This is a genomic window from Pseudooceanicola nanhaiensis (assembly GCF_020171315.1).
GTDB lineage: Bacteria > Pseudomonadota > Alphaproteobacteria > Rhodobacterales > Rhodobacteraceae > Pseudooceanicola > Pseudooceanicola nanhaiensis_A.
This window is the reverse complement of the sequence record NZ_JAIUZP010000004.1, coordinates 570,494-597,101: the sequence shown is the minus strand read 5'-3', so window position 1 is coordinate 597,101 and position 26,608 is coordinate 570,494. Positions and strand designations below refer to the sequence as shown.

Sequence of the window (26,608 nt, the reverse complement as noted above, 5' to 3'; positions counted from 1 at the left end):
CCAAGACGGCGGAGCAGCTTGCCGCCGAAGTCAAAGCTGCGCACGAACGGTCGATCAACGCGGTCAAGGAGATCGCGGACGAGGCGCTCGGCAAGGCCAAGGCCGGCGAGACGCTGACCACGAAGCTGAAGGAGACCGCCGACGAGGCGCTCCTGAAGATGAACGAGCTGACCGGCCAGGTGAGCGAGCTCGAGCAGAAGATGGCCCGCCGCGGCGAGGGCGAGCGGGAGACGCGCAAGTCGCTGGGCCAGCAGTTCGTCGAGAACGAACAGGTGAAGTCCTGGCTGGAGAGCGGCCCCAGCAGCGGCAAGGCCGACCTGCGGGTGAAGGCCAACCTGACCACGTTGACCACCGATGCCGACGGCTCGGTCGGCGACGGGGTGGCGCCCACGCGTCTGCCGGGGGTGCAGGAGCTGCCGCAACGCCGCATGACGGTGCGCGACCTGCTCTCGCAGGGCCGCATGGACGGCAACACCATCGAGTACGTCCAGGAGACCGGTTTCACCAACAACGCAGCCCCGGTGGCCGAAGGCGCGGCCAAGCCGTCCTCGGACATCAAGCTGGACCTGAAGAGCTCGACCGCCAAGGTCATCGCGCACTGGATGAAGGCCAGTCGGCAGGCGCTCGACGACGTCTCCTTCCTGCGCTCGATGATCGACCAGCGGCTGATCTACGGCCTGTCCTACGCCGAGGAGAACCAGCTGCTGAACGGCGACGGCACCGGGCAGAATCTCCACGGGCTGATCCCGAACGCAACCGCCTATGCGGCACCCTTCACGCCGAGCGCGGGCACGGCGATCGACACCATGCGGCTCGCCATGCTGCAGGCCGCCCTGGCCGAGTATCCGGCCACGGGCCACGTGATGAACCCGATCGACTGGGCGCGCATCGAGCTGACCAAGGACAGCGAGGGCCGCTACATCATCGGCAACCCGCAGGGCACGCTGTCGCCGACGCTCTGGAACCTGCCGGTGGTCGAGACCCAGGCGATCTCCGTCGACAAGTTCCTGACCGGGGCCTTCAAGCTCGGCGCGCAGATCTTCGATCGCTGGGATGCCCGGGTCGAGGTGGGCTACGTCAACGACGACTTCACCCGGAACATGGTGACGCTGCTCGGCGAAGAGCGTCTCGCGCTCGCGGTCTACCGGCCGGAGGCCTTCGTCTACGGCGATCTCGGCTACGTCACCGAGTGAGCGATCGGTTTGCGAAGGAGGGCGGGGGACCCCGCCCTCTCTGCAAGCCGATGGAGGGTTGATCCGTGAAGTACACAGTCCTGCGCCCCCACCAGGGGGACAAGTGGTATGGGGAAGGCGCCGCCCGCGAGGCGCGCGAGACCGAGGTGCAGCATCTCGTCGATCGCGGTGTCCTGGCCAAGGCGGAGCCTGCGCCCCGGAACAAGGCCGTGAAGGCCCCCCGGACAAAGTCTGCGACGTGAGCGGGCTCCTGATCCGGCGCGCGCAGCCGGAGGGGCTGGCGGTCGATCTGACCGATCTCAAGGCGGCGCTGCGGGTCGAACATGCGCTGGACGACGTGCGCCTTGAGCAGCTGATCCGGTCGGAGACCGCGCGCTACGAGGACTTCACCGGACGGTTCATGCGGCCCACCGACCTGCGGCTGACGCTTGATGCCTGGTGCGCGGCGGTGCGCCTGCCTGCGCTGCCGCTGCGGGAGGTCTCAGAGGTCAGCTATCTCGACCCGTCCGATGTCGCGCAAACGCTTGCCGCCTCGGGGTGGTATCTGACCGAGGCGGTGCCCCATTGGTCGCTCAGCTTCGACCGTTCCACGGCATTGCCCGCGCTCTCCGGTCGGCCGGCAGCCGTGCGGATCGACCTCTCTGCAGGTTATGACGCGCCAGGCGGCGCGGCGACCTCGCTGCTTGCGCCGCGGGCGGAGGATCAGAGCGCCATCATCCACATGGTGGGTGTCGCCTATGACCAGGGCGTGCCGATGGCCATGGCGGACATGCGGCAGGTCTTCGGCAACCGGCGGGCCGTCGGATGGTGAGCAATCGGGACCTGCGCTGGAGCGACCTGGACCGCCAGGTGCAAGTCCGGCGCCGGGAGACGTCGGACGACGGCTTCACCTCTGCCGCTGGCGACTTCGAGGACCTCGGCGCCCCGGTGCGGGCCAGGCGCACCGACGTCTCCGACGCCGAGCGCTGGCGGGCGGGCGAGGTGGCGGCCTCTGTCATGGCGCGCTTCCTGGTGCGGTGGTCGCCCTTCACGGCGGCGATCACGCCGAAGGACCGCTTGACCTGCGAGGGGCAGGACTTCGCGATCATCGGCCTGAAGGAGGTCGCCCGGCGCCGGTGGATCGAGATCACCGGCAGCGCACGGGCGGACCTGTGAAGACACGCGTCAGCCTCGAGGGTTTTGCCGAACTGGAGACGCAGCTCGAGAAGATGACCAAGGCCACGGGTCGGGCGGCGCTGCGGCGGGCCGGGATCAGTGCGCTCGAGCCGATGGCGCGCCTGGCGCGAGGCTTGGCGCCGGAGGAGACCGGCGATCTGATCGAGAGCGTCGAGGTCTCGGCCAAGGCGATCGGCGCGGCGGCGGATGTGGGCAAGCGCGCGTTCGCGCAGGTGATGCGCGACGGCGGGACCCGGGGCGAGGCGGCCTCGGCCCTGCGCTCCGCGCGCCGGGCCGCCAACCTCGGGGGCGCGGCGCCCCATGTCGAGCTCTTCATGGGGCCGGAGAAGGCCGGCAGCAAGGACGAGGCGATCAAGGCCTGGGTGCAGGAGTTCGGCTCGGCGGATGTGGACCCGACGCCTTACATGCGGCCCGCGTGGGATCAGGACAAGGACAATATGCTGGCGCGGCTGAAGGAGGATCTCTGGTTCGAGATCGCCACGGCGGTGGAGCGCGCGCAGGCGCGGGCGCGCAAAACGGCGGGGTGGGAATGATGGAAGAGGAACTGCGCGCGCGGCTTCTGGCCACCGCCAGCGTCACGGCGATCTGCGGCACACGGATCAACTGGGGCGCCCATCCGCAGGGCGAACCGTGGCCCGGGGTCATCCTGCGCGTGATCTCCGACGTGGAGGGGCACACGCTCGCGGGGCCCAACGGGGTCGCCCATGCGCGGGTCCAGATCGACTGTCAGGCGGACAGCTACGGCGCCGCCAAACGACTTGCCCGCGCGGTGCGCGCCGCTCTCGGCGGCTATCGCGGCGGGCTCTTGCAGGCCGTTCTTTTCGCGGATGCGCGGGAAGGGCGTGAGGGCGGCAGCAACGAAGCGGACCGGCCCTTCCGCGTTTCACTGGACTTTTTCGTCCACTACACCACCACCTGAAGGAGGCCATGATGAGCGATCAGTTCATCCTCTACGGCGCCACGGTCGAGCGTTCGACCGATGGCACCACTTGGGAAGCGATTCCCGAATGCAAGTCGATCGCGGTGCCCGCGGTCGAGACCGATTACCAGGAGGCGACCTCGCTCGACAGCCCGGACGGCTTCAAGGAATACGTCAAGGGCCTGAAGGATGCGGGCGTCATCTCGCTGAGCTGCGGCTACACGCCCGCAGGCTACGAGCAGCAGCTCTCGGACCAGGCCGAGACCGCCGCGATCTACTACCGCACGACGCTGCCGCCGGCCCCGAGCCAGTCCTCGGGCGACGTCTTCGAGTTCCGCGGCTTCCCGACCCCGCAGCCCGAAGGCTCCGACGTGGGCGGCATCGTCGGCATGACGATCTCGATCCGCACCACCGGCGGCGTCGACTGGACCCGGGGCACGGCCGCCGGCGCCTGACACCCAGCCTGATCCCTGACGAAAGGCGGTTCCCATCCGGGGCCGCCTTTCGTCGTTCTCCCCCTCCAACCTGAGAGATGACCATGAGCAATTCCAAACGCGGCGCGATCGCCTTCACCGCCTGCGGCGCGCAGCACCAGATCCACCTGACCACCAATGCGATGGTGCGCTACCAGGACCTCGCGGGCGAGACCCTGATCGAGGGCGTGCAGGCCCTGCAGGACCGGCCCGGCGACATCAAGCGCGTGCGGCGTATCTTCTTCGTCGGGGTCGATCGCGACGAGACCATGACGGAGGCGGAGGTCGGGGACCTGATTGATGATCTCGGCCTGAAGGAGACCGGGGACCTGATCGGCAAGGCCGTGCAGGCAGCCTTCCCCAAACCGCCCGAGGTGGCGGCTGACGGCGAGGGCGCGGCAGGGGCGGCCCCGGGAAACGCCGAAGCCCCCGCGAAGCCCCGCAAGGCGACCGCGACGAGCTGACCCGCCTGCTGGAGCAGTGGGTCTGCGAAGGGCAGGACTACGAGCGCTTCTGGTGCCTGACGCCTGCCGAGGTCCATCTGATCCTCGCGGCGGTCTGGAAGGGCCGCCGGGCGCGCCACGAAGAGCGGCGCCAGCTGAACCACGAGCTGGCCAGCTGGGTGGCTTTCGCGGTCCACCAGCCTGCCAAGATGCCGAAGTACAAGCCGCTCAAGGCGGCGGCCTCTGCCCCTGGTGGCCGCAAGGCTGCCGGGGCGCAGGCGCTTCAGCATGCGCAGGTGCGCGGATACTTCATCGGGCTGGCCATGCGCCGGGGGCCGATGAAGCGCGACTGAGCGCGCCGGGAGCGGCGCGTCTCTTCTCTCCCTCCTCACCACCGGAACCAGTGCAATGCCGCAATCCGTCATCGGATCGCTGAGGGTCAACCTCGGCCTCGACAGCGCCCAATTCGAGCAGGGCGTGCGCCGCGCCACGGCCTCGACCGATGGCATGCGCACGCGCTTTGCCGGTCTCGCCCGCACGGTGGCCGCCTCCACCGCCGGGCTCGGCGCGGCGGTGGCGGGCATGGCGGCGATCACGCGGTCCGCGGCCGGTGCCGCGCGCGAGATCGAGACCATGTCGCGGCTGTCCAACGCGCAGGCGGGCGTCTTCCAGCGGTGGGCGGCGGGCGCCAAGTCGGTCGGGATCGAGCAGGACCAGCTCGCGGGCATCCTGAAGGATGTGAACGACCGGGTGGGCGAGTTCGTCCAGACCGGCGGCGGGCCGATGGCGGACTTCTTCGAGAAGATCGCGCCCAAGATCGGCATGACCGCGCAGCAGTTCAGCAACCTCTCCGGCCCGGAGGCGCTGCAGCTTTATGTCTCCAGCCTCGAGAAGGCCGGGCTGAGCCAGCAGGAGATGACCTTCTACATGGAGGCCATGGCCTCCGAGAGCGCAGGCCTCCTGCCGCTGCTGGTGCAGAACGGCGCGGAGATGGACCGGCTGGGCGACCGGGCCGAGGAGCTGGGCGCGGTCATGGACCAGAGCGCGATCGCGGCGCTTGGGCGCGCGCAGCAGGCGGTCGACACCTCGGGCGAGGCGTGGAAGGGCCTGCGCAACACGCTGGCGGTGCAGGTGGCCCCGGCCATGGAGGCCGCGGCGCAGGCAAGTGCTGCCATCGCGGTGGCGCTGCAGCCGCTGGTGGAGAACCTCGATCGGCTGGCGGTGATCGGCGGCACGGTGGCCGCGGCCTTCGGCGCGCGCCTGGCGATCTCGCTGGGCACCACCTTCGTGGCCTCGGCAGCAGCTGCCGTGCGGCAGGCGGTGGCGCTGGAACTGGCGCTCGGGGCGACCTCGACCTCCTCGGCGCTGGCCAGCGTAAGCATCAAGGGGATGTCCGCCGCGCTGCGCACGCTGCGCGGGGCGATCATCTCCACGGGGATCGGCATCGTCGTCGTGGGCGCCGGGGAGCTGATCTACCAGTTCGGGCGACTGGTCAGCGCCACTGGCGGCTTCGGCACGGCGCTCGGGCTGGTGAAGGACGTGGCCGTCGAGGTCTGGGAGCGCATCGGGAACGGGGCCGACTTCGTCTACCAGTCGATCAAGACCATGATCTACAATGCCAAGGCGGTCTTCGTGGGAGGCCTCAATGCGATGGTCGGCGCGTGGATTGATCTGACGTGGACGGTGGCCGATGGCCTCAACAGCCTCTTCGGGACCAACCTGCAGGGTGCCTCGGCAGAGATCACGCAATCGCTCGCGGCGATCCAGACCGCGGCGGAAGATGCCGCGGGCGCGGCGAAGGCCGATGCAGAGGCTGCCGCCAAGGCCTTCGCCGCGCCGCTCGAATCCGTGCAGGCGCTTCGCGATGCGGTGGCCAAGACCGAAGAGGCCTCCGAGGACGGGGCCTCTGCGGCGGACCGGCTGAACACGTCGCTCAAGGGCGTGGGCGATGGCGCGGGCTCGGCTTCGAAGGGGCTGAAGGACGCGACCAAGAGCGCGAAGAGCTTCGACGAGGTGCTGAAGGAGGCGGTGAAGACCGCCGAGGAGATCGAGGAAGACGCCGCGCACTCGGTCGTCTCCGGCATCGACAGCATCGCGGGGTCCTTCGGGGACTTCCTGACCAACGGCCTGAGCGACTTCGACGGCTTCAAGGACGGCATCCTTGGCGGCTTCAAGTCGATGATCCGCGAGATGACGACGACGGCGGCGCGCAACGAGATCCTGATCAACATGGGCGTGACCGGCTCTGCGGGCGCCTCTGGCACGCTCAGCACCTCCGGCGCGACGGGGTCGATCGGCGGCAGCAACGGCATTCTCGGCAGCGTCCTCGGGCTGGGCGGCAGCTTCGTCTCCGGGGCCTCAGGCCTCGTGACCTCGCTCTTCGGGGCAGGGGGCGGGCTGGCCTCGGCGGCCACTTACCTCGGCTCGGTACTGGGGGCGGCCACCACCAGCCTCGGCGCCTTCGCCGCGGCCATCGGCGCGATCGCCGGGCCGCTGGCGCTGGCCATCCCCCTGATCTCCGGCCTCTTCGGCAAGACCAAGCTGCTGGACGCGGGCCTGCGGGTGACGATCGACGGGATGGACGGCCTCGTCGAGACCTTCAAATACGTGAAGAAGACCGCGCTCTTCGGCCTGATCTCGTCGAAGAAGTACAGCTACTCGCCCGCCGAGGCAGAGGTGGCTGACCCGGTGCTGCTGGCCATCCAGCAGGTGCAGGACGGCGTTGTCGCCGCGGCGGGTGCCATCGGCGTGGCCTCCTCGGTCTTCGATGACTTCGCCACGCAGCTGATCATCTCCACCAAGGACCTCGAGGACGACGAGATCGCGGCGGCGGTGCAGGAGGCGCTAACCGGCATGGCCGACGAGATGGCCGACCTGGTGCTGGCGGGCCATGACGTGATGCTGGCCGGGGAAAGCTCCTCCGAGGCGCTGTCGCGGCTCTCCGAGCATCTGACGGCCACGGCGGCGGTTTTCGACACGCTGGGGCACAGCATGTTCGAGGTCTCGATCGCGGGCGCGGATCTGGCGTCCTCGCTGGTCCAGCTCTTCGGCAGCACCGATGCCTTCAACACGGCGGCCAGCACCTACTTCGCGGCCTTCTACACCGAGGCGGAGCGGATCGAGGTCTACACCCGTCAGGCGACCGAGGCGCTGGCCGCGTTCGGCGTGGCGCTGCCCGCCTCCCGCGCGGCCTATCGCGACCTGGTGGAAAGCCTCGACCTGTCCACGGACAGCGGGCAGGAGCTTTACGCCGTCCTCCTCCAGCTAGCCGGCACCATGGACCAGGTGCTGCCCGCAGCACAGAGCTTCACCGACATCATCTCGGCGCTGGTGGGCACCACCTCGAGCGTGCTGGGGGACATGATCAGCGAGGTGACCTCCACGGCCCGGGAGGCGGAGCAGGCGGCGACGGCCTGGTATCGCGTGGCCGATGGCCTGCGCGACCTGATCCGCGAGATCACCGGCAGCACCGGGACCGGGACGGGCGAGGCCCGGATGCAGGCGACCTGGGCCGCCATGCAGGAGGCCTTCACCGCGGCGCTTGGCGGCGATCTCGGTGCGGCGCAGGACTTCGCGGCGCTCTCCTCCACCTACCTCGATGCGGCCAAGGTGCAGGCGACCTCGCTGGCGGATTACAAGCGGTCCGAGAGCGCGGTGCTGGCGCAGGCGAACAAGCTGGCCGGCGTCTCCGATTTGCAGGGGTCGATCGAGGAGGCGATCGTCGATCTCTCCGAGCAGCAGCTGGAGGTGCTCAACGAGCTGAACGACTACCTGCAGAGCAGCGGCGAGATCACCGACGAGGACCTGGCCGCGTTCGAGGGCAGCCTGACCGGCCTGCAAGGCGCGATCGAGGCGCTGCAGGACTTCTCCTATTCGGACCTGATGGCCGAGCTGGAGGCGCAGATCACGCTGATCCCGACCACCAGCCTACCGAAGGACGTGAAGGACCTCCTGAAGGCGGCCACCGACGGGATCATGTCCGAGATCGAGTTCGCGGTGACCGCCAAGGACCTGACCCCGGATCTGCGCTTCCTCGCGGTGAACGCGGCCTCCGAGCACATGAAGACCGTGGACTTCGTGCTGGGCGAGGAGCTGAGCCCGAACCTGATGCGGCTGGCGCTGGACGACGTGACCTCGCTCACCCGCACGGTCAACATGGTGATGGGCTCCACGCTCACCGGCAAGGAGATGCGGGTTGCGCTGGCAGGCTCCTCCGAGCTGTCCCGGGTGGTCAACGTGGCGCTTGCCTCGGATGCGGACGAGGACGCCATTGCGCTCGCGCTCGGCAACATCGGAGCCTACTCGGTGGCGATCACCGCCTCGCTCGATGCCGCGACCTCGAAGGAGGTGCGCGACATCATCACGACGGACGCCAGCACCTTCGCGCTGATGATCGAAGCGGCCTTCTCCGACAGCCTGTCCGATGACGCGCGCAAGGTCCTGCTGGATCAGCAAGGGCAATATGTCGTCAACATCCTCGGCACGCTCTCCGAAGGGCTCGATCCGCAGGTTTCGGCGCTGCTGCTGGAGGCCAACACCGACGCCGTGCGCGGCATCACCATTGCCATGGCCTTCGCGGACAGCCTGACGGAAGACGAGCGGACCCTGCTGCTGACCGGGAGCCTGACGACGCTGCACACGATCAGCGCCGTGGTGAACCCGCTCGGCATCACGACCTTCGACGTCATGTTCCTCGACCAGCTGACCAGCGGGAAGAAATGGAACGCGCGCACCATCGGCGGCTATCTCGACAGCCGGGGGATCAAGGACATCGGGCGCACCTTCATCGAGGAACTGGCCAGCGGCCAGCCCGATGTCTGGCGCTCGATCACCGCGATGATCGCCACGGGCAGCCTCAGCGGCCTCGCGCTCGACTTCCTCGAAACCCTGTCCTCCGGCGATGATCCGGTGAACCGGATCGTGCAGGCGGAGGTCCTGACCGGCGGCCTCGTGGGGCTGAGCCTCAACTACCTCGATCAGCTGGTGGAGGGTGACGGCGAGGTGGCCCGCGCGATCTATGCCAAGATGAACGCCTCGGGGATCGGGAACTGGGGCCTCAACTATCTCGCGCAGCTCTTCGCCGGGGCAGGGGAGATCACCCGCGGCATCGTCGGGCAGACGGACAGCGGCGACATCGGCGCGTGGGGCTTCAACTACCTGGCACAGCTCTTCGCAGGCGCGGGCACCACCAAGCGCGGCATCACCGCCGCAATGTCCTCGGGCAGCATCGGCAGCTGGGGCTTTGACTACCTCGGGCAGATATTCGAGGGCATCGGCTTCACGAAGCGGGGGATCACCGCTGCCATGTCCTCCGGCAACATCGGGGACTGGGGGTTCAACTACCTCTTCCAGCTCTTCGACGGGGATGGTGCGACCAAGCGCGGGATCACGGCAGCGATGTCCTCGGGCAACGTGGCCGCGTGGGGCTTCAACTACCTGTCGCAACTCTTCGACGGGGAAGCCTTCACCAAGCGTGGCATCACCGCGGCCATGTCCTCCGGCGGCGTCCAGAACTGGGGATTTAGCTATCTCTCGCAACTGTTCAGCGGGGACGGCTACACCAAGCGCGGCGTCACGGCGGCCATGAGCACGGGCGGGGTCGGCAGCTGGGGCTTCAGCTACCTCTCGCAGCTCTTCATGGGCACGGGCTCGGTCCTGCGCGGGATCACCGGCAAGACCAACTCGGGCGGCATCGGGGCGTGGGGCTTCAACTACCTCAACCAGCTCTTCGAGGGCAGCGGCGACACGCTGCGCGGGATCATTGGCCAGACCAGCTCCGGCCGCATCGGGGCCTGGGGGCTGGAGTACCTGCGCCAGCTCTACGCGGGCGACGGCGACACGCTGCGCGCCATCACCGGCCAGACCAGCGCGGGCGCGATCGGCGCATGGGGCTTCGACTACCTCCGTCAGCTCTTCGCGGGCGACGGCTCGGTGGCGCGCGGCATCCTTGCCTCGATCCGGACGGGCGAGATCACCGGCGCGGGCTACAGCTTCCTGGGCCAGATCGCCGCCGGCAGCACCACGATCACCAAGATCATCGACGGCGCGGTGGACCTCTCCGGCCTGACCGGACGGGAGAAGACCCTGCTCGACATGATCGCGGGCAGCGTCTCGGGCAAGGTGACCCTCAACGGCACGGTCGTCTTCGAACCCTCCACCGCCTTCTCGGCCTGGTTCGAGGATGAACTGAGCCGCAACATCACCGCGCCCTTCACCGCGCTGAAGGCGGCGCTGGATGAACTGCGCGCGGCGGTGGCGGCCGACACGCTGCAGCGGGAACGCAGCGCTGCGCTGACCGGCCTGCAGCAGCAGCTGGCCGCGGTCTCCGATGCGCGCGCGGGCGTCGTGTCGCAGGCCTCCTCGATCATCTCCCAGATCGAGGCGCTGGAGGCGGAAACCGGCGTCAGCCTGCGCAACGGCACGGGCGATGCCGGGCTCGCGGTCAGCCCCGAGGGCTACATCACCTACCGGGCCAGCCATGTCGAATACGGCACCGGCGCCGACCTCACGGCCTTCTCCGATGCCTTCTGGGGCGAGGGCGGGCTGGAGGACCAGCTGCAGGCGCTTCTCGGCCAGCCGACGCAGCTGGCGCAGCAGATGGAGACGCTGCGCCAGCAGATCCGCACCATGGGCGGGGTGCCGGCCTTTGCCATGGGCGGGCTGCACGCGGGCGGCCTGCGGCTGGTGGGCGAGAATGGCCCGGAACTCGAGGTCACCGGCCCGGCCCGCTACTACAGCGCGCCCCAGACCAGCGACCTGCTCGGCAATCGCGGGGTGGTCGAGGAACTGCGCCGCCTGCGGGCCGAGCTGGCGGACCTGAAGGACGAGCAGCGCCAGCTGGGGCTCTCGCAGGCCAGCGACCTCGCCAAGCTCCGCAAGCTGGCCGTGAAGGACGACACCATTGGCACACCGCCGGAAAGGGCCGCCTGATGAAGCTGATCATCCCCATGGCCATGACCGATGCCACGCTCGCGGCCTCCAACGTGACCGAGGACGACGCCGACGAGTGGGACGCAGGCACCACCTATGCCACCGCGGAGCAGGTGATCGTGCTGGCGACCCACAAGGTCTACGAGAGCGCGGCGGGCAGCAACCTCGGCTACGATCCCACCACCGACGACGGCACCTGGTGGTTCGAGGTCGGCGCCACGAACCGCTGGAAGGCCTTCGATCAGAAGCTGGCGGACCCGGTGACGAAGGCCGGGACCGTGACTTACCGGGTCACGGTCGACAGCCTCGTGACGGGGATCGCCTTCTTCGGGCTCGAGGCCTCGGAGATCCGGGTACAGGTGACCGACACCGGGGCGACAGAGACCTACGACACGACGCTCTCCCTGGTCGATGACAGCGAGATCGTGGACTGGTTCAGCTTCTTCACCACCGAGCTGGACAGCTACCAGACGCAGGCGCTCTTCGTCGATCTGGCAGCCTATGTCGGCTACGCCATCGACCTGACGATCGGGGATGGTATCGGCACGGTGGAGGTGGGCCAGATCGTGCTGGGCCGAGTGGTGACGCTGGGCACCACGCTGGAGGATACCACGGTCGGGCTGACCAGCTTCTCCACCAAGGAGCAGGACACCTTCGGCAACTGGACGATCGTTCCCCGCGCGAAGTCTGATCCGGTGAACTACCGCTTCTCGATGCCCGCCACCGGGGCGGCGCGCACGCAGCGCTGGCTGAACTCGCGGCGGGATGCTCCGACCGTCTACTTCGCCTCCGAGGACATCATCAAGAACTACGGGGTCATGACCTACGGCCTCTTCCAGGATTACGAGATCCCGCTCCGCAAGGCCGGGGTCTCGATCGTCAATCTCGAGATCGAAGGGCTGACCTGATGAGTATCGACTTCACCGACGCGCCCACGCTGCCGTCGCTCAATGACCCCTCCACCTTCAACGACCGGGCGCTGGCGCTCTTCTCCTGGCTGATCGGCACCTTCATCCCGGAGCTGGAGGGGCTCACGCCCCAGGACATCCTCGGCAACGCGCTCCAGGACAGCGTGACCGACACCTCCGCGGGGCGCGGCATGATCGTGGGCGCCTTCGGCTGGGGTGGGAACTCAAACGCGGTCGCAGACCTCAACACGGCCCTCACCAGCGGGTTCTGGTCGACCAATGGGGACACGCTGAACATTCCCGCGGAGTTTCCCCATGCCTACGGCTCGTTGACGGTGGTTCCGGGCCTGACCGCGAATAACTGCGTCCAGATCTGGCGGGCAAACTACCCGACCACCGGCGCGGAGGAGTGGGGCCGGACCATGAACAATGGGACCTTCGGGACTTGGCAGAAGCGCCCGGTGGCGATCCAGACCACTATGATGGACGTGACGGCGGGGCGGGCTCTGGTGGTCGGCGGCGGTGGCCTTCTTGGGACGGCGAACAACTACGTTTCGACCGATGACCTCGACAACATCGACACCACGCATTTCATAGGGAATGCGGCGGGGACCAATGTGCCGGCCAACGCGCCGAGGAGCGACGGGTCTTATGCGGGTTTCCACATCAAGATCGCCAATGCACGGAAGATCCAGTTCGTCGGGGAGGTGACCAACAACGGCAATCGCTTCTTCGGCCGGACGAGCAATTCCGGCTGGAATGCCTGGACCGAGTTCTTCACGCAGGGCTCCGTTCTGGGGACCGTGAGCGAGGCGGCAGGGGTGCCGACCGGGGCGCTGATCGAACGGGACAGCAACTCGGACGGCGAGTATGTGCGCTTCGCGGACGGCACGCAGATTTGCACCATGAACACCACCGCCGAGACCGTCTCCTCGACCACCAATCTGAACGGCACCTATCGCAGCGACGTGACCACCTATGACTTCCCGGTCGACTTCGTGAGCGGGTCGTTCCCGAAGTGCGCGGTCGGGCGGGCCACGCCGGGCAGCGGTGGGCTGATCGGGGATGCGGGCAGCACCGGCGCAGATGCTGGCTGGAGCCTGCGCTGGCTCGCCCCTGCCGCCTTCACCTCGGTCAACACCGGCGACTTCGCCCTCACCGCGATCGGTGAGTGGTTCACCCCGGCATAAGGAGGCCACCATGAAGATCCTGTTCCTTGCCACGCGCAAGGCGCCCGCGGCCTACGTCCTCGACGGCGAGACCATCAACGGCTTCGACCTCTCACCGCTGGAGCATGGCGGCCAGTTCCTCGGCAATGCGACCACCCGGGCCATCGGCCTGCGTGGGGTCCACCGCGACAGCGAGGGCGAACTGCATGTGACGCTGTGCCAGTCGGTCATCGCCAGCCGGGTGCCGAACCGGCCCGCGCACTGGCGCGGCAGCGAGGTCGAGATCGACGCCGCCGCCTATGACAGCGCCACCTGCTACGTGATCCCCACGGGCCTCTCCGACCTCCAGCAGGTGGCGGAAGACGCCGAGGTCGATGTGCCGAGCTATGCCGTGGCGTGGCGCGACGGCATCGCGCAGGGCGAGGCGGGCTGGTGCACTGTCCCGGTCCTGCCTGTCCTGATCGAGAGCGTCCCCATGTCGGACGTGTCCAAAAGCGAAGCACCTGCCGACGAAGAGGAGGCGACCAATGCCGAATGACTGGATGCGCACGGCTGCCGAGGCCGTCGAGGTATCGCAGGCCAACCTGAAAGCCGCGCTTCACCAAGAGCGCGCGCAGCGGCTCGATGCTGGCACGACGTTGACCCTCTCCTTCGGCAGCGTGCCGGTGCGCGGGCGGGCCTTCGATCAGACCATCATGCTGGCCGTCCTCCAGCGTGGCGCCGCGATCACGGCCACAAGCTCCTCCGAGACGGTGACCTTCCGGGATGACGCGAACACGATCCACGAGTTGACCGGCGCGCAGGCGGTCGAACTGGCCTCCACCGGGATGGAGTGGGTCGAGCAGGTCATGGCCGCTAGTTGGGCGATGGTGGACAGCGGCGCAATCCCGGAGGACTTCGCCGACGATAGCCGGTGGCCTTCGTGAGCCAATACACCACGGCGCAAAACTGGTGCCAGCCGCTCGGCGGCGGGCTGTTTCTTGTGACCGAGCCCCTCGTCTGGTTCATCGGTCACCTCGAGACGGGCTGCGCGGTGGTCGTCCCTTGGGCTTTCAGTTTGATGTTTCGATCCCTCGGGCGTTGCGCTGGCTCTTCGATCCCGCCGCGCCTGAGTACCTCAAGGCCGCGGCCTTGCACGACTGGCTCCTATCCGAAGGGTGGGACCGGATGACCGCCGGGGCGGTCTTCCACAACGCGCTTGCAGCCGATGGCGTGAGCGTCTGGCGGCGCCTTGTCATGTGGCTGGCCGTCTCGCTGTACCGCTACACCTGACGGAGATTCCCTGTGACCAAGGAAGACTTGCTGCCGCGCACTCGCACGGTGATCGGACTGCTGCGCGATCTCTTCTGGATCGTGACGGTGGTCACGCCGCTCATGCTGCTGATGCTGGCGGGGCTCTACGCCGTGAACCGGGACTGGATCGTGGCAACCGTCCGCGAAGAACTCGGATTCGAACGGTTGGCGACGGAGGGGGCGGTCCAGAAACTCGCTGATCAGGTCGAGGGGTTGGCACAGGACGTGCGTCGGGCCACCGGCGAGGACAGGGTGATCCGGCAACCGCAGGGGCTTTCCTACGTGGAGGAGCCGGTCAAGGCGGGCGAGACAGTGGTCCTGTGGCTGACTGTTGCCCGGACCCGCCTCGGCAAGAACTGCCGCCTGATGGACTGGACGCCGCTCTTCACCGACGCGCGGAACGTACCGCTGACCGGCACGCGCCTGATCAAGGGCGGCGTCCGGCGTCAGATCGGGGACAGCTTCGAGAAGCTCCGCATCGAGATCGTCCCGCCCGCTGACCTCTTCCCCGGGCGGATCGAGCTGTACCTGGTCCTCGACTACGAGTGCGGCGGAAAGCGCGTGCCGGATCGAACCGATGTGGTGCCGTATCAGCTCTTGGCGGGGTGAGCGCAGGGCCGCGATGGAGAGTTGAAAGCACACAGTTGTCGGGGGAGCTAGGTCAGCGTCTACTCAGAGGATTGCAGGGGGGATTGCACCCCTGAGGCTCGCGACCCGGCAACTGTGCGCTTCAATGATAGTAGCAGGGTTTGGTCTGGATTTCGAAATGCTTGAGCTTTCCCGGGTCGCATAACTCAATCTGTTTCCGAAAATCCTCAGTGGCGATCAGAGGGGCGCGAACCGCATCCGGATATCGCTGAAATCAACTGAGGCGCATTTGGGGAGTTGAGCGCGAATTGGCCAAACGTGGGATGTGACGGGAAACTAGTCAAACGCCTCTCCGCGCTCATCTCACAACCTGACGCAATCCTCACCATCCGTCCAGATTTTTTGCCCTGCCATCCGGCGGGGCCTTTTGCATGGAGAAACGGCATGTCCCTGAGCAAGACCGACAACAGTGCGATGACGCTGGACGAGCGCATGACCACGCAGGTGCGCCTCAAGGCGCATGGCATTGACCCCGGCCCGGTGGACGGCATCATCGGCCGGCGCACGAATGCGGCCATCATCGCCTTCAAGCGGTCGATCGGCTATGCGCCGCGCCCCTATGTCGGCCCGCTCACCATGGCGGCTTTGATGAAGGACCCGGCTGCGCCGGCCGAGACCGGGACGCTGAACCTGCCCGACTGGATCAAGGTCGGCCTCAAGTTCAAGGGGCTGCACGAGATCTACGACAACGCCGAGCTGCGGGCTTTCCTCGCCAGCGACGGCCACGCGCTTGGCGATCCGTCGGTCTTCCCGTGGTGTGGGGACTTCGTCGAGACCTGCATCCGCCTGACGCTGCCCGCCGAGACCTTCCCGGGCCAGCTCGGGGTCAATCCCTACTGGGCGTTGAACTGGCGCGGGTTCGGTGTCTCCTGCGCTCCGGTGCTGGGGGCGGTCATCTCGATCATCCGCAACGGCGGCGGGCATGTCGCCTTCGTCATGGGCGAGGACGCGACCCGGTACTACTGCCTCGGGGGCAACCAGTCCAACACCGTCAGCATCGCGCCGATCGAGAAAAGCCGGTTCACCGCTGCCAGCTTCCGCTGGCCCTCGACCGTGCCTCTGCCGACCGGCGGGCTGCCGCAGCTGACCTCGAAGGCGGCGGCTGAGAGCGCCTTTGCGTGATCCGATTCCCGCTTCTTCCCATAACCGACTGGCGCCTCGTGCTGGTCCTCTCCGCGGCCCTATTCCGGGCCCCCACGCGCCGCCGGCGCACCTCGAAAGGACGAACTCATGAACGACCTTCTGGCCCTTCTCACACCCTCGCTTCTCGCGCTCTTCGGGGCACTCCTGACGTGGGTCATCAACGGCGCTGCCGCCTACATCAAAGTGAAGGCGGGTGTTGAAATCGACGCTGTGCATCGCGACGCGCTTCATTCGGCGTTGATGACGGGGGCGAAGGCAGCGCTCGGAAAAGGGACAGGCGGTGGCCTCGACGCGCTGAAGGCCGAGGCGATCGCCTATGCCCGCGAGAGCGTGCCGGAAGCGATTGCCTGGCTCGTGCCGGGGGATGGCGTCCTTGATCGACTTGCCGAGCGCTTCGTGCTTGAGGCCATGGAGCGTGTGGGCTGGGTGAGCGGAGAGGCTGATACCGCAGCCTAGCGGGTGCCCTCTTAGCAACTGGCCAGCCCATCTCGGACAGGCCGTGCTCTAATGGGCGGTGAGCGGTCATTCGCTGTGCAAGTCATGAACGGCGGCAGTGCGCAGGTAGTGGACATGACACTCAGGAGGGGGACGCCTCGTCTGACTGGAGTCGCCGGCCCGAAGCGGGCCTTGGTGACAGGCATATAGGATGGCTGGTCCCGGCTAAAAAAGCTGCCCTGCGCCCTCGCACCGTTGGTACGGTAGCACAGGCCTGGAGCCGGCAATTAAGACCATCCTCTCTGGCTCTTCCTCCGGCGTGGTGGCTATTGCAATGCTCTTTCACACTTACACTGGACACCGGCACGGTCCTGGGCGTGCGTCACGCGGCCTTGTTAGGGTGGAACCGATGCCGAACAGGGCAAGTTCTGAATGGCAACAGCTGCGAAGAGCAAAGTCTTTTCAGACCTCGTTGCGCGGCGGCCCGGAAACATAGCCCTTGCTTTTGCGCCTGAATAGTTGCACACACACAACTGCAAAGCTTCTTCCTTCGAACATCTGTCTCCTAGCGGCCTCAGTTGATCCTATGTCGACACTGAGCCGGGCCACTGCATCCTGTGGGTGGTATTATATCTAGGAGTTCTCACGATGGCCAAAGGCACCGTGAAATGGTTCAACAGCACTAAAGGCTTCGGCTTCATCGCACCGGAAACCGGTTCGAAGGACATCTTCGTGCACATCTCCGCACTCGAGCGTTCGGGCCTCAGCCAGCTGGCCGACGGCCAGGTTGTGACCTTCGACGTCGAATCTGGTCGTGATGGTCGCGAATCCGCGACCAACCTCGCGCTCGCGTAAGCACGCAGCCAAGATTAAGAAGGGGTGGGGCCGGGCTTCCGGTCCCACCCCTTTTCTATTTCCGCAACGGCAATGCGTTGCAGAAGAAACTATTTATCGGAAAATTTTCACATGATGGAAGTCACTTGGGGGCGTCCGATGACGCTCGTCCTTTCCCCGCAGGGGGACAAACAGAAATTCTCGACGATTGAACAGGCCGATCACTGGCTTCGCAGGAAATGGCCCCTGGCGGATCGCAAACGCGATGCGGCCATCGCGCTGGTCGAGGCGGCCATGAACTGTCTTGTGCCGGTTGCAGAGGCCCGTCGTGCCTTTGTCAGTGCCGCGATCACCGCCGGTTTCCGCGTCGATCGCAAGGAAGGCTGAACGTCGGCAGCGTTCAAATATCCGACGTGGCCCCGCCGGGGTGGGCCGCGCGGGACTGCGATCCCGCTCCGGGCGGAGGAGAGCGGTCCTGCGATGCGTTGCGCGCGCAGGGACCGGAACGGGCTGGCGCGGTCGCTTGAGGGGCAGCATCTTTTGTCGAGCATGCACCCCGAATTGACTCGCAATCCTTCCAGGAAGGCCCATATAAGTACTCAGGAATGCGGCTTGATGTTAGGCAAGATCATTCCGCGACCGACGGAACATCCCCCGACCTGCGATGTGTTCCGCTCCATCTGTCTCGCCGTTTTGACTATTTTGTGCGCCCGCCCGACGACCGCCGCTTCGCCTGGACGGCTGTACTGCGCGCGCGCATTCGGTTCTGGAAAGGACGCCGCTCGATGAAACGCAACGTCAACGATACCCCCAAGGGCAAAACGGCAGGGCAAACCAAGCCGGCCGCTTCACGGCCTGCGAAAGTGGCCGCGAAAGAACCTCGGAATTCGATTTTCGACACGTCTTACGCGCCGGAAGGTGCTGAATTCCGCAAGGCCTGGTCGCGGCTTGACCGGCAAAAATAGCTCTGCTGCTGGCGCCCTCCCACCGGACCTTCGTATAAGATCGGCCAAACCATGTTGAAACAGAACATACGCATCCAGCTGGGCTGCGACTTCCGGTTTCTGTTGCCTCAGGCGACGCCGATGATCGCGATTCTGAACGTCCACGCCACGCGAATTCATGACCTTGAGGGACCTGACCTCATCGGTACCTGGCCGACGGTCCCGCTCAGTGCCTATCACGACAGTTTCGGCAACTGGTGCGTGCGTCTCGTGGCGCCGGCCGGCGAGTTCCGTATCGGTACGCGCACGATCATCTCAGATTGCGGTGCTCCCGACGTGCAGGCGACAAAAATCGGGGAGCAACCCGTCGAAGCCCTACCAAACGAGGTGATACAGTTTCTGCTTGGCAGCCGTTATTGCGAGACCGATCTTCTGTCGGAAGTCGCCTGGCGTCTCTTCGAGAACACTCCCCATGGGGGCGCGCGGGTGCAGGCAATTTGCGACTTCGTGCACGATCACATCCGTTTTGACTATGCTAGCGCGCGCGCGACGCGCAGCGCCACCCAAGCTTATGCCGAAGGTAAGGGCGTGTGTCGCGATTATGCGCATCTGGCCATCACCTTTTGCCGCTGCATGAACATTCCCGCGCGTTACTGCACCGGCTATTTGGGTGATATCGGGATCGAACCGCCCCATGAACCGGGCGATTTCTCTGCCTGGATGGAAGTCTGGCTGGATGGCGCCTGGTGGGTGTTCGATCCGAGAAACAACACGCCCCGTATTGGTCGGGTGCTCGTTGCGCGCGGCCGCGATGCTTCGGACGTCCCTATGATTCATACCTTCGGGGCAAATCAGCTCGTCGGATTCGAAGTGGTTTCGGATCAGCTGTCCTGACGCCGTGACCAAGACCGGCCCGGTGTCAGGCGTCTCAGGCGCGCTGCAGCGCACATGCAAACCCGAATGAACCGCCGGGCAGATCGCCCGCCGGAACCAGCCCATCCATAGATGAAAGGAAAGACATATGAGAGACCGCAAGGCCCCGCACCTGAGCGATCATCATCCTACCCAGGAGCCCCGAAACGAAACCTTTCCGCGTCTGAGCTGGGGAGATCTGTTGGAGGGCATAGCGCATGACGGTGTTTCGGATGAACGCGACGCCCTGCCAAGGGGCATCCAAGAATAGCACGAATCCGCCCTGTCGGGCGAAGCGTCTTTCGGTGAGACGCCGGAGTGCGGGCAAGTGCGTGATGTAGTTGTCGGCTCTGCTGCAACGCTTACCGGGAGGTGAAGCGGCGAGGGGGATTCCTCGCCGCTTCATTGATTTTGGGCACGGAGCCCTTCGACTGGCTGCCGCGCTCCGGGTTTAGTCTGCCCGCCATTTTCAGGTGCGCGTGCTGACGGTTAAACAGGCTTCCGCGCTGAGAACTGAACACCCCGGGAAGACGGTTCATCAGTGAGCCATTCCCTGGGCTCGCAATCGCTGAGCGAACCTCCGGACTGCCCTGCACTGCGGACCTTCGCTGGCGAAGAAATGCTGCGCGTTCGCGGAACGTCCGGTCTTGGGGATGTGTGTTGGGGGGATGAGAGGCGGGCGAACTGCAGCTTTGGGCCGGAAGTGTAAAGCTTGCGTGTCCTGCACCGTGGTCCGCTTACTGCGCTTGGCCTTCCGGACTAGGACGGTCAATCAATCGGCCGCTTCCCGCACTGTACGTTTGAACTTGGCCAATTGGTTGAGAAGCAGGTTCTTCGAACCAAAAATTGACTTTCACCGGCGTAGCTGCGGCTCCTCGCCCGCACCCCTAACAGGCGCGCCTAGTTCCGTTATCCTGCAGTTAGGCGACCGAATAGCTGGATGATTTCAGGGTTTCCTCGCGCAAATGCCTGTCTCGCCTGCAAGCCTTTGCTCTCAACCTGTGCATAGTCGCGCCAGTCGTTCCGCTGGAACGAATGCCACAGGTGCTCGAGGTCCGAGCGGTTATCAACTGCTAGCGCTCGATGTGCTTGGCTCAGGGGGGAGAAGCGAGTGCGAATTTGTTCCTCTCTAAATTGCTCGGAAAGATGCCCGTAGGTGTTGCTGACCGTGATCGTATTCGCATGTCCGAGCTGCTTGGCGACAACTTCCAGCGGGACGCCTGCGCGAACCAGATCACTGGCATAGGTGTGGCGTAGGCCATGAAACACAAAAGACTTGGGCAGGTGCGCCTCGGAGACCGCTCGCCTGAAGAGGTTCCCGTGTTGGCGCCTCCAGACCCGTCCCATGTCAGACGTGAAGACGGGGTCGCGATCCTGCTTGCCCTCGCAACATGCGAGAAAGAAGGCCATGCCCTCGTCTGGTAGAAAGACAAACCTTGCAGGACCCGTTTTGAAGGCTCCAACCCTAATTCCAAAACCCTGCCGGCCGACATCGTCGACACGAAGGGCACCCAGTTCGCCGACCCGGCAGCCCGTGTAGAGCGCTGCGAGTACAAGTTTCGTAAGTGCAGGGGTGCATGCCTCAAGCAATCTTTGGCATTCATCGCGAGTAAGAAAGATTGTGCGGGGGGAGTGCACCACAGGAATCCGATGGAGGCAGCGCCAAGGCCTCTCAGACTGGATGCGGCTGTTGTCCCATGCGTGCCGAAATGCCATCCGCAAGATGCTGAGCAGGGAGTTGAATGTCCGCTTTCGCCTCCGGACAACATCGACGGACAACTCTTGTACCTCCTGTCGTGAGGAGTAGGGCATGAAGCCGAAACGTGGCGGCGTCTCGATCACCTGCTTGGCAAGCGCCAAGACATGGCCTGCATCGAATTCTTCGAGAGGCAGGTGCGCGAAGCTGGGGATTAGGTGGTGGTTGATGAGGACAAGGTTGTTGTAGTGGCCACCAGGAGAGCGCGCCAAGCGGGTCCAATCGGTGTAGTCGCGCAATGCGTGGCCCACCGTGTAGACTTCCCCGATGGGGCAAATGCTGATCTCTCTGGTTCGACCGAGCGGCTTAGGCTCGTTTGCGATCTTCTGCACGTCGGACTGCTCGAACCAAGCAAACGCGCGCTCCACGGCTAAATCGAAGGCGACCTGCCCGCGTCCGTGGTTCAAGGCGGGGCCCAAACACTTCTGGATATATCGCTTGTCCTTGGTCAGTATGCGAGCGGTCCAGTTGCATATTCGACTGTCGGGTCGGTGAATGCCTAGATGTCGGCACCGGAGAAGAGAGTGCCAATAGGGAGCCTCACGATATCGAAGCGCCGAAATGGCCGCTTCGTTGGCAAACGGGCACGCTTCGATAGCCTGAACGGCACCGGGGGGAACGAGCTCGGAAAGGGTCGGCAGAGACTTCATGGCATGCCTCCCAGGCGCCCCCAGTCAGGGCAGTCTCACACGGCCGGGCTCAACCGTCCCGCCCAAAAACGACAGGCCTGCCGCCCAATCTCGCCCCACGAGTTGACTCGCAGAGTCATTCTGAAGAGCGCTTGTCTTGCTCTCGCGCGCAGTCCCATCCCTCGGATGCGGCTTCTTCCTCCGCTCGTTCAAGGAAAAACCGTCTGGCCATTTCGGTGAGCCCGTACCGGCTGATATAGTCTGATAAAACGTCGCTCAAAGACACTGTGCTCTTCATCATGGCGCTCCTATCTGTCGCCAAAGGGTACATGCGAAATCGTTAACAAACGGTTATCGGCCCATTCGAAGCAATGCGCCTCCAATGCCAAGGCAACTCGTGACCGAATCCGACACAGAAATCTGCGGAATAGGCCCGTAAGGGTGCACGACGGTGGCCAACCTGAAAGGCTCCGAAGGCGGTGTTCATTGTCAGACCGCAAGCTTGATCACTGGCGGTGAAAGGGATAGCGGTTGGGTGCAAGTGGAGCCCGCCGTCTGCGAAGGTGATCTGAAGAGGATGCGCGGCGCTCAGCGCGCGGCCTTAGTGTCGCGCTTCCGGACGAGGCAATTTGATGCATTTTCCAATGATTACATTGCTCGTATGCCTTGCTGGGCCTGCAGTTTCGATGCCGATCTGCCCCGAGCATGGAAAGCGCATCTCTTGCGTTGTCGATGGCGACACTATCTGGTTTGAGCGGGAGAAAATCCGGCTGCTCAGCATTGATGCTCCAGAATTGTTCTCTCCGAAGTGCAGCCAAGAAGCGCTGCAAGCTAGAGAGGCGCGGGATCGTCTGGCTGACTTGCTGAACGGCGAAATGCGGGTCGAGCGCGAGGGGGAAGATCGGTACGGTCGCACGCTGGCACGTGTCTTTGTCGATGGTCGCGACGTCGGCGAGTTGCTAGTGCGCGAGGGACTGGTGCGTCGTTGGGTCGGTCGTCGGGAGCCTTGGTGTGGCTGAGAGGCATGTGGTTGGCGGGAGAGTCTGCCCCATCGCTCTGGGCCGGACGCATCGGGCGCCGCACGGCTGCGTTGAGACGTTGGAGGAGGTCACGAATCGCGCGGCAGATGATAGGCGACGGCGCTGCAGCAGGTAAGGTGACAGCTTCGTAGGTCTGTTTTTCGCATGATTTACGCAGGTTGCGTGCTAGATGAATGATTTTTAACGAAAGAATGGTTCTGGCCGCGGGTACCACATCGAACGCTGTTCGAGCGCGCTGTCGCCGCTCTTGGGCTGGCCCCGTCTCGACGGGGCGAATCCCCGGCTGTGCAGGCCGAAAAATGCAGACTCAGACGAGTTTCGAATATGTGGACAAAGCTGTTGAAAGCTGTCCATTGGTGCGACTTTCGCGACCTGACCGGCAGGTCGGGTCCAATGGCGACTCTCGCCGGAAAACAGAATTCTTAATTTAAAATTAACAACTTGCGGGCCGACGATCCGGGCGGCGCGCATTTTGCCTCTGCGATGGCATTCGTCAATGAAAAAGGGTCGGTCGAGTCCTAATCTTTGTGGATAACAGATCGAAATGCATTTTTCCGGGCGTGTCCCGGCTGCGGGCGGCACGGCAAGGGTCGGCCGCGGAAGCAAGCATAAAAGCCCGGCACGTACGGCCGATGCGACCTTTGTACGGTCGTACGCTGCCGAGGCACGCAAGGGGGGTAGACAATGTCGGACAAGTATTCGGGGATCGCGGAACTGCGCGACACCCGCAGGCAGCTTCTGGGGCTGTTTCTGCTCGCAGGGCTCTTCAGCATCTTCGTGAACCTGCTGATGCTGACGGGGCCGCTCTTCATGCTTCAGACCTATGATCGCGTGCTGACCTCACGGTCGGAGCCCACGCTGATCACGCTGATGGCCCTGATGGCGTTCCTGTTCCTCGTGCTTGGCCTCGTCGACTGGACGCGGGGGCGGATCATGGCCCGGCTGGGCGCGCGCTTCCAGCATCGGCTCGACCGGCGCGTGTTCGACGCCATGCTGCGCTACTCGGTGGTGGACAAGAGCGTGAACGAGAGCACCGGCTCCGGCCAGCAGCTCAAGGACCTCGAGGCGCTGCACCGCTTCTACGCCTCTCCGGTCTTTACCGCGCTCTTCGATGCCCCCTGGGCGCCTGTCTTCCTGCTGGGCATCGGCCTCATCCACCCCTGGCTGGGGCTCTTCGCGGCCTTCGGGGGGACGGTGCTGCTGCTCTCGGCCCTGATGAACCAGCTGACGACCAAAGTGCCCTCCGTGAAGGCCGCCGTCTCGGGCTATGTCTCCGACCGCTACGCGGACGAGCTGCGCAACGAGGCCGAGACCATCCGCAGCCTCGGGATGCAGACCCATGCCTTCGAGAAATGGGCCAAGTCGCGGGCGCGGGCGCTGAGCCTCAACCTGCGGGCCTCGGACCTCGGCGGCAGCTTCTCGACCCTGTCGCGGGTGTTCCGGCTCTTCCTGCAATCCGCGATGCTGGGCCTCGGGGCCTACCTCGTCCTGCGCGGCGAGATCGGGCCGGGTGTGATGATTGCAAGCTCCATCCTGCTGGGCCGCGCCCTGCAGCCGGTGGAGACGATCGTGAACCAGTGGCCGCAGGTGCAGCGCGCCCGCCGCGCGCAGGAGAACATCGTGACGCTGCTGAGCGATGTGCCCGTCGAGGGCCGCCAGCTCGATCTGCCCCGTCCGCGGGGCAAACTGGAGGTGCAGGGCATCACCGTGGTGCCGCCGCGCGGCTCTGTCCCGACGCTGCGCCAGATCAGCTTCAGCGTGGAGCCGGGCGAAGCCGTGGCCGTCATCGGGCCGAGCGGGGCGGGCAAGTCCACGCTGGCCCGGGCGCTGACCGGCGTCTGGCCGCTGAACGCAGGCAAGATCCGCCTCGATGGGGCGCCGATCTCGCAGTACCATCCGGAAAAGCTGGCGCATTACATCGGCTACCTGCCGCAGCGTGTCAGTCTCTTCGACGGCACGATTGCCGAGAACATCGCCCGGCTACAGTTCGACTATGACTCGGATCAGGTGATCGATGCGGCGCGCCGGGCGGCGGCGCATGACATGATCCTGCACCTGCCGCAGGGTTACAACACCCCGATCCGCAGCGTCAGCACCGAGCTGTCGGGCGGCCAGATCCAGCGTATCGGCCTGGCCCGGGCGCTCTTCGGGGATCCGGTGCTTCTGATCCTCGATGAGCCGAACTCGAACCTCGACAACGAGGGCTCCCGCGCGCTGAACCAGGCGATCTGCGACATGAAGGAGCGCGGCAATGTCGTCCTCGTCATGGCGCACCGGCCCTCGGCCATCAAGGAATGCGACAAGGTTCTCGTGATCGAGGACGGCCAGCTGCGGGCCTGGGGTCCGCGCGAAGAGGTCATGTCCAAGATGCTTTCCAACGTGCAGGTGATCCGCAAGGCCACTGCCACAGCAAACGCGGGGCTGGCGTGATGGGACAGGACGCGAAACAGGACGCGGCAAAGGACACCGAAACGGGCGGCTTCCCCATCCTGCGGGTCGCCCTGGTGGGCACGCTGGCCGTCGGCGTGCTGGTCTTCGGGCTGGGCGCCTGGGCCGTGGGCACCAACATCGACGGCGCCGTGCTGGCGCCGGGCCGGGTGATCGTGGACCGGAACCGGCAGGCCGTGCAGCATCTCGACGGCGGGATCGTCGCGGATGTGCTGATCAAGGAGGGGGACCGCGTCGAGGCAGGGGATGTGCTGATCCGGCTCGACCCCCGTCTGGTGCAGTCGGAACTGGCCGTTACCGAGAGCCAGCTTTACGAGATCATGGCGCGTCGGGGCCGGCTGGAAGCGGAACGCGACGATGCGCAGGGCGTGAGCTTCGACCCGGTGCTGCTGGAGGTGGCCGCCACGCGGCCCGAGGTGGCGGCGCTGGTCGGCGGGCAGGAGCGTCTCTTCGAGGCGCGGATGGACAACCTCCGGCAGTCCATCGTGCAGTACGAGGCGCAGCGCTCGCAGCTTGAAAAGCAGATCACCGGGATCGACGCGCAGCGCGAGTCCATCACCGAGCAGCTGGAGCTGACCAAGAGCGAGACCGAGGTTCAGCAGGGGCTGCTGGACCGGGGGCTTGCGCAGGGGTCGCGGGTGCTGAACCTGCGCCGGGAAGGGGCGCGGTTGACCGGCATGATGGGCCAGGCCATCGCACAGCGCGCCCAGGCCGAAGAGCGTATCGCCGAAATCCGCATCGAGATCCTGCGCTCCCGCAGCCAGCTGCGCGAGGATGCGATCACCACGCTGCGCGACATGAACGTCAGCGAAGTGCAGACCCATCAGCGCCGCGAGACGCTTCTGACGCAACTGGAGCGGATGGAGATCCGGGCCCCCGTGTCGGGCGTGGTCTATGGCCTCGCGGTGAACGGGCCGCAATCCGTCATCCGCCCGGCGCAGCCGCTGCTCTTCATCGTGCCGCAGGATCGTCCCCTCGTCATCGAGGCGGAGGTGAACCCGATCAACATCAGCGACGTGCATCTGGATCAGGACGTGATCCTGCGCCTGCGCGCGGTGGATCAGCGCATGATGCCCGACCTCCACGGCCGGGTGACCCGGCTGTCGCCGGATGCCTTCACCGACGAGCAGTCGCGCCGGTCGTACTACCGCGCCGAGATCGAGCTGCCGAAGGCAGAGCTCGCGAAACTGCCGGCCCACCAGCTGGTGCTGCCCGGCCTGCCGGTCGATGCCTTCATCCGCACCGGCCTGCATTCGCCGCTGGCCTATCTCACGGCACCTCTGACGCAGTATTTCGACACCGCGATGCGCTGATC

At 65.7% G+C, this 26,608-nt stretch carries 26 protein-coding genes; 25 read left to right on the top strand and 1 reads right to left on the bottom strand.

Annotated elements, in window-relative coordinates:
- From LCM32_RS07695 to LCM32_RS07590, 22 genes are all read left to right on the top strand, one after another.
- A partial coding sequence (locus LCM32_RS07695; protein WP_224820462.1) for a phage major capsid protein occupies nt 1-1,193 on the top strand: 1,193 nt, incomplete at its 5' end.
- Nucleotides 1,194-1,258: 65 nt separating this feature from the next.
- Nucleotides 1,259-1,435, top strand: a complete 177-nt coding sequence (locus LCM32_RS22100) for a hypothetical protein (RefSeq protein ID WP_224820461.1) — start codon at nt 1,259-1,261, stop codon at nt 1,433-1,435.
- A complete protein-coding gene (locus LCM32_RS07685) occupies nt 1,432-2,004 on the top strand; it encodes a hypothetical protein (protein ID WP_224820460.1) in 573 nt (190 codons plus the stop codon). The genes LCM32_RS22100 and LCM32_RS07685 overlap by 4 nt, the downstream gene beginning before the upstream one ends.
- Complete coding sequence (locus LCM32_RS07680; protein WP_224820459.1) at nt 1,998-2,348, top strand: head-tail adaptor protein; 351 nt, start codon at nt 1,998-2,000, stop codon at nt 2,346-2,348. The genes LCM32_RS07685 and LCM32_RS07680 overlap by 7 nt, the downstream gene beginning before the upstream one ends.
- Nucleotides 2,345-2,902, top strand: a complete 558-nt coding sequence (locus LCM32_RS07675; RefSeq protein ID WP_224820458.1) for an HK97 gp10 family phage protein — start codon at nt 2,345-2,347, stop codon at nt 2,900-2,902. Before LCM32_RS07680 ends, LCM32_RS07675 begins: the two co-directional genes overlap by 4 nt.
- Nucleotides 2,899-3,288: a DUF3168 domain-containing protein gene (locus tag LCM32_RS07670; RefSeq protein ID WP_318246182.1), complete on the top strand. Its 390-nt coding sequence runs from the start codon at nt 2,899-2,901 to the stop codon at nt 3,286-3,288. Before LCM32_RS07675 ends, LCM32_RS07670 begins: the two co-directional genes overlap by 4 nt.
- 8 nt (nt 3,289-3,296) lie before the next feature.
- A complete protein-coding gene (locus LCM32_RS07665) occupies nt 3,297-3,743 on the top strand; it encodes a phage tail tube protein (protein ID WP_224820457.1) in 447 nt (148 codons plus the stop codon).
- A gap of 83 nt (nt 3,744-3,826) precedes the next feature.
- Nucleotides 3,827-4,225 (top strand): hypothetical protein, encoded by a 399-nt coding sequence (locus LCM32_RS07660; protein WP_224820456.1) that lies wholly within the window; start codon nt 3,827-3,829, stop codon nt 4,223-4,225.
- Between the two features lie 158 nt (nt 4,226-4,383).
- Nucleotides 4,384-4,557 carry a hypothetical protein gene (locus LCM32_RS07655; protein ID WP_224820455.1) on the top strand — a complete coding sequence of 58 codons (174 nt, stop codon included), beginning with the start codon at nt 4,384-4,386 and terminating at the stop codon, nt 4,555-4,557.
- 55 nt (nt 4,558-4,612) lie between these two features.
- Complete coding sequence (locus LCM32_RS07650) at nt 4,613-11,134, top strand: hypothetical protein (RefSeq protein ID WP_224820454.1); 6,522 nt, start codon at nt 4,613-4,615, stop codon at nt 11,132-11,134.
- Entirely contained in the window at nt 11,134-12,042 is a 909-nt protein-coding gene (locus LCM32_RS07645; protein ID WP_224820453.1) for a hypothetical protein, read from the top strand. Before LCM32_RS07650 ends, LCM32_RS07645 begins: the two co-directional genes overlap by 1 nt.
- Nucleotides 12,042-13,232: a pyocin knob domain-containing protein gene (locus tag LCM32_RS07640; RefSeq protein ID WP_224820452.1), complete on the top strand. Its 1,191-nt coding sequence runs from the start codon at nt 12,042-12,044 to the stop codon at nt 13,230-13,232. Before LCM32_RS07645 ends, LCM32_RS07640 begins: the two co-directional genes overlap by 1 nt.
- A gap of 10 nt (nt 13,233-13,242) precedes the next feature.
- The gene (locus LCM32_RS07635) at nt 13,243-13,749 is read left to right on the top strand and encodes a hypothetical protein (RefSeq protein WP_224820451.1); all 507 of its coding nucleotides are present in this window, start codon (nt 13,243-13,245) and stop codon (nt 13,747-13,749) included.
- On the top strand, nt 13,739-14,137 hold the full coding sequence (locus LCM32_RS07630; protein WP_224820450.1) for a hypothetical protein: 399 nt from the start codon (nt 13,739-13,741) through the stop codon (nt 14,135-14,137). Before LCM32_RS07635 ends, LCM32_RS07630 begins: the two co-directional genes overlap by 11 nt.
- Nucleotides 14,138-14,291: 154 nt before the next feature.
- On the top strand, nt 14,292-14,483 hold the full coding sequence (locus LCM32_RS21965; protein ID WP_263618114.1) for a DUF1353 domain-containing protein: 192 nt from the start codon (nt 14,292-14,294) through the stop codon (nt 14,481-14,483).
- Between the two features lie 12 nt (nt 14,484-14,495).
- A complete protein-coding gene (locus tag LCM32_RS07620) occupies nt 14,496-15,113 on the top strand; it encodes a hypothetical protein (protein WP_224820448.1) in 618 nt (205 codons plus the stop codon).
- Between the two features lie 423 nt (nt 15,114-15,536).
- Entirely contained in the window at nt 15,537-16,274 is a 738-nt protein-coding gene (locus LCM32_RS07615) for a peptidoglycan-binding protein (protein ID WP_224820447.1), read from the top strand.
- A gap of 108 nt (nt 16,275-16,382) precedes the next feature.
- Entirely contained in the window at nt 16,383-16,751 is a 369-nt protein-coding gene (locus LCM32_RS07610) for a hypothetical protein (protein WP_224820446.1), read from the top strand.
- Nucleotides 16,752-17,378: 627 nt separating this feature from the next.
- Complete coding sequence (locus tag LCM32_RS07605; RefSeq protein ID WP_222492738.1) at nt 17,379-17,585, top strand: cold-shock protein; 207 nt, start codon at nt 17,379-17,381, stop codon at nt 17,583-17,585.
- A gap of 138 nt (nt 17,586-17,723) precedes the next feature.
- Nucleotides 17,724-17,951, top strand: coding sequence for a DUF982 domain-containing protein (locus tag LCM32_RS07600; protein ID WP_263618113.1), 228 nt, complete (start codon nt 17,724-17,726; stop codon nt 17,949-17,951).
- Nucleotides 17,952-18,349: 398 nt separating this feature from the next.
- On the top strand, nt 18,350-18,529 hold the full coding sequence (locus LCM32_RS07595; RefSeq protein ID WP_224820445.1) for a hypothetical protein: 180 nt from the start codon (nt 18,350-18,352) through the stop codon (nt 18,527-18,529).
- 51 nt (nt 18,530-18,580) lie between these two features.
- Nucleotides 18,581-19,402 carry a transglutaminase-like domain-containing protein gene (locus tag LCM32_RS07590; RefSeq protein WP_224820444.1) on the top strand — a complete coding sequence of 274 codons (822 nt, stop codon included), beginning with the start codon at nt 18,581-18,583 and terminating at the stop codon, nt 19,400-19,402.
- A gap of 927 nt (nt 19,403-20,329) precedes the next feature.
- Here LCM32_RS07590 and LCM32_RS07585 read toward each other — a convergent pair.
- Nucleotides 20,330-21,826, bottom strand: a complete 1,497-nt coding sequence (locus tag LCM32_RS07585; protein WP_224820443.1) for a tyrosine-type recombinase/integrase — start codon at nt 21,824-21,826, stop codon at nt 20,330-20,332.
- 623 nt (nt 21,827-22,449) lie between these two features.
- Here LCM32_RS07585 and LCM32_RS07580 point away from each other — a divergent pair.
- From LCM32_RS07580 to LCM32_RS07570, 3 genes are all read left to right on the top strand, one after another.
- Nucleotides 22,450-22,824, top strand: a complete 375-nt coding sequence (locus LCM32_RS07580; RefSeq protein WP_224820442.1) for a thermonuclease family protein — start codon at nt 22,450-22,452, stop codon at nt 22,822-22,824.
- A 705-nt stretch (nt 22,825-23,529) separates the two neighbouring features.
- On the top strand, nt 23,530-25,275 hold the full coding sequence (locus tag LCM32_RS07575; RefSeq protein WP_224820441.1) for a type I secretion system permease/ATPase: 1,746 nt from the start codon (nt 23,530-23,532) through the stop codon (nt 25,273-25,275).
- The gene (locus LCM32_RS07570) at nt 25,275-26,606 is read left to right on the top strand and encodes an HlyD family type I secretion periplasmic adaptor subunit (RefSeq protein ID WP_224820440.1); all 1,332 of its coding nucleotides are present in this window, start codon (nt 25,275-25,277) and stop codon (nt 26,604-26,606) included. Before LCM32_RS07575 ends, LCM32_RS07570 begins: the two co-directional genes overlap by 1 nt.
- Nucleotides 26,607-26,608 lie beyond the last annotated feature (2 nt).

Bases quoted from the DNA above. Each gene is read 5' to 3' on its own strand.
- LCM32_RS07570 (WP_224820440.1), top strand. From the start codon at position 25,275: ATGGGACAGGACGCGAAACAGGACGCGGCAAAGGACACCGAAACGGGC.
- LCM32_RS07580 (WP_224820442.1), top strand. From the start codon at position 22,450: ATGATTACATTGCTCGTATGCCTTGCTGGGCCTGCAGTTTCGATGCCG.
- LCM32_RS07650 (WP_224820454.1), top strand. From the start codon at position 4,613: ATGCCGCAATCCGTCATCGGATCGCTGAGGGTCAACCTCGGCCTCGAC.
- LCM32_RS07680 (WP_224820459.1), top strand. From the start codon at position 1,998: ATGGTGAGCAATCGGGACCTGCGCTGGAGCGACCTGGACCGCCAGGTG.
- LCM32_RS07665 (WP_224820457.1), top strand. From the start codon at position 3,297: ATGATGAGCGATCAGTTCATCCTCTACGGCGCCACGGTCGAGCGTTCG.
- LCM32_RS07670 (WP_318246182.1), top strand. From the start codon at position 2,899: ATGATGGAAGAGGAACTGCGCGCGCGGCTTCTGGCCACCGCCAGCGTC.
- LCM32_RS07595 (WP_224820445.1), top strand. From the start codon at position 18,350: ATGAAACGCAACGTCAACGATACCCCCAAGGGCAAAACGGCAGGGCAA.
- LCM32_RS07600 (WP_263618113.1), top strand. From the start codon at position 17,724: ATGACGCTCGTCCTTTCCCCGCAGGGGGACAAACAGAAATTCTCGACG.
- LCM32_RS07590 (WP_224820444.1), top strand. From the start codon at position 18,581: ATGTTGAAACAGAACATACGCATCCAGCTGGGCTGCGACTTCCGGTTT.
- LCM32_RS07575 (WP_224820441.1), top strand. From the start codon at position 23,530: ATGTCGGACAAGTATTCGGGGATCGCGGAACTGCGCGACACCCGCAGG.
- LCM32_RS07660 (WP_224820456.1), top strand. From the start codon at position 3,827: ATGAGCAATTCCAAACGCGGCGCGATCGCCTTCACCGCCTGCGGCGCG.
- LCM32_RS07610 (WP_224820446.1), top strand. From the start codon at position 16,383: ATGAACGACCTTCTGGCCCTTCTCACACCCTCGCTTCTCGCGCTCTTC.
- LCM32_RS07635 (WP_224820451.1), top strand. From the start codon at position 13,243: ATGAAGATCCTGTTCCTTGCCACGCGCAAGGCGCCCGCGGCCTACGTC.
- LCM32_RS07630 (WP_224820450.1), top strand. From the start codon at position 13,739: ATGCCGAATGACTGGATGCGCACGGCTGCCGAGGCCGTCGAGGTATCG.
- LCM32_RS07615 (WP_224820447.1), top strand. From the start codon at position 15,537: ATGTCCCTGAGCAAGACCGACAACAGTGCGATGACGCTGGACGAGCGC.
- LCM32_RS07605 (WP_222492738.1), top strand. From the start codon at position 17,379: ATGGCCAAAGGCACCGTGAAATGGTTCAACAGCACTAAAGGCTTCGGC.
- LCM32_RS07640 (WP_224820452.1), top strand. From the start codon at position 12,042: ATGAGTATCGACTTCACCGACGCGCCCACGCTGCCGTCGCTCAATGAC.
- LCM32_RS07645 (WP_224820453.1), top strand. From the start codon at position 11,134: ATGAAGCTGATCATCCCCATGGCCATGACCGATGCCACGCTCGCGGCC.
- LCM32_RS07585 (WP_224820443.1), bottom strand. From the start codon at position 21,826: ATGAAGTCTCTGCCGACCCTTTCCGAGCTCGTTCCCCCCGGTGCCGTT.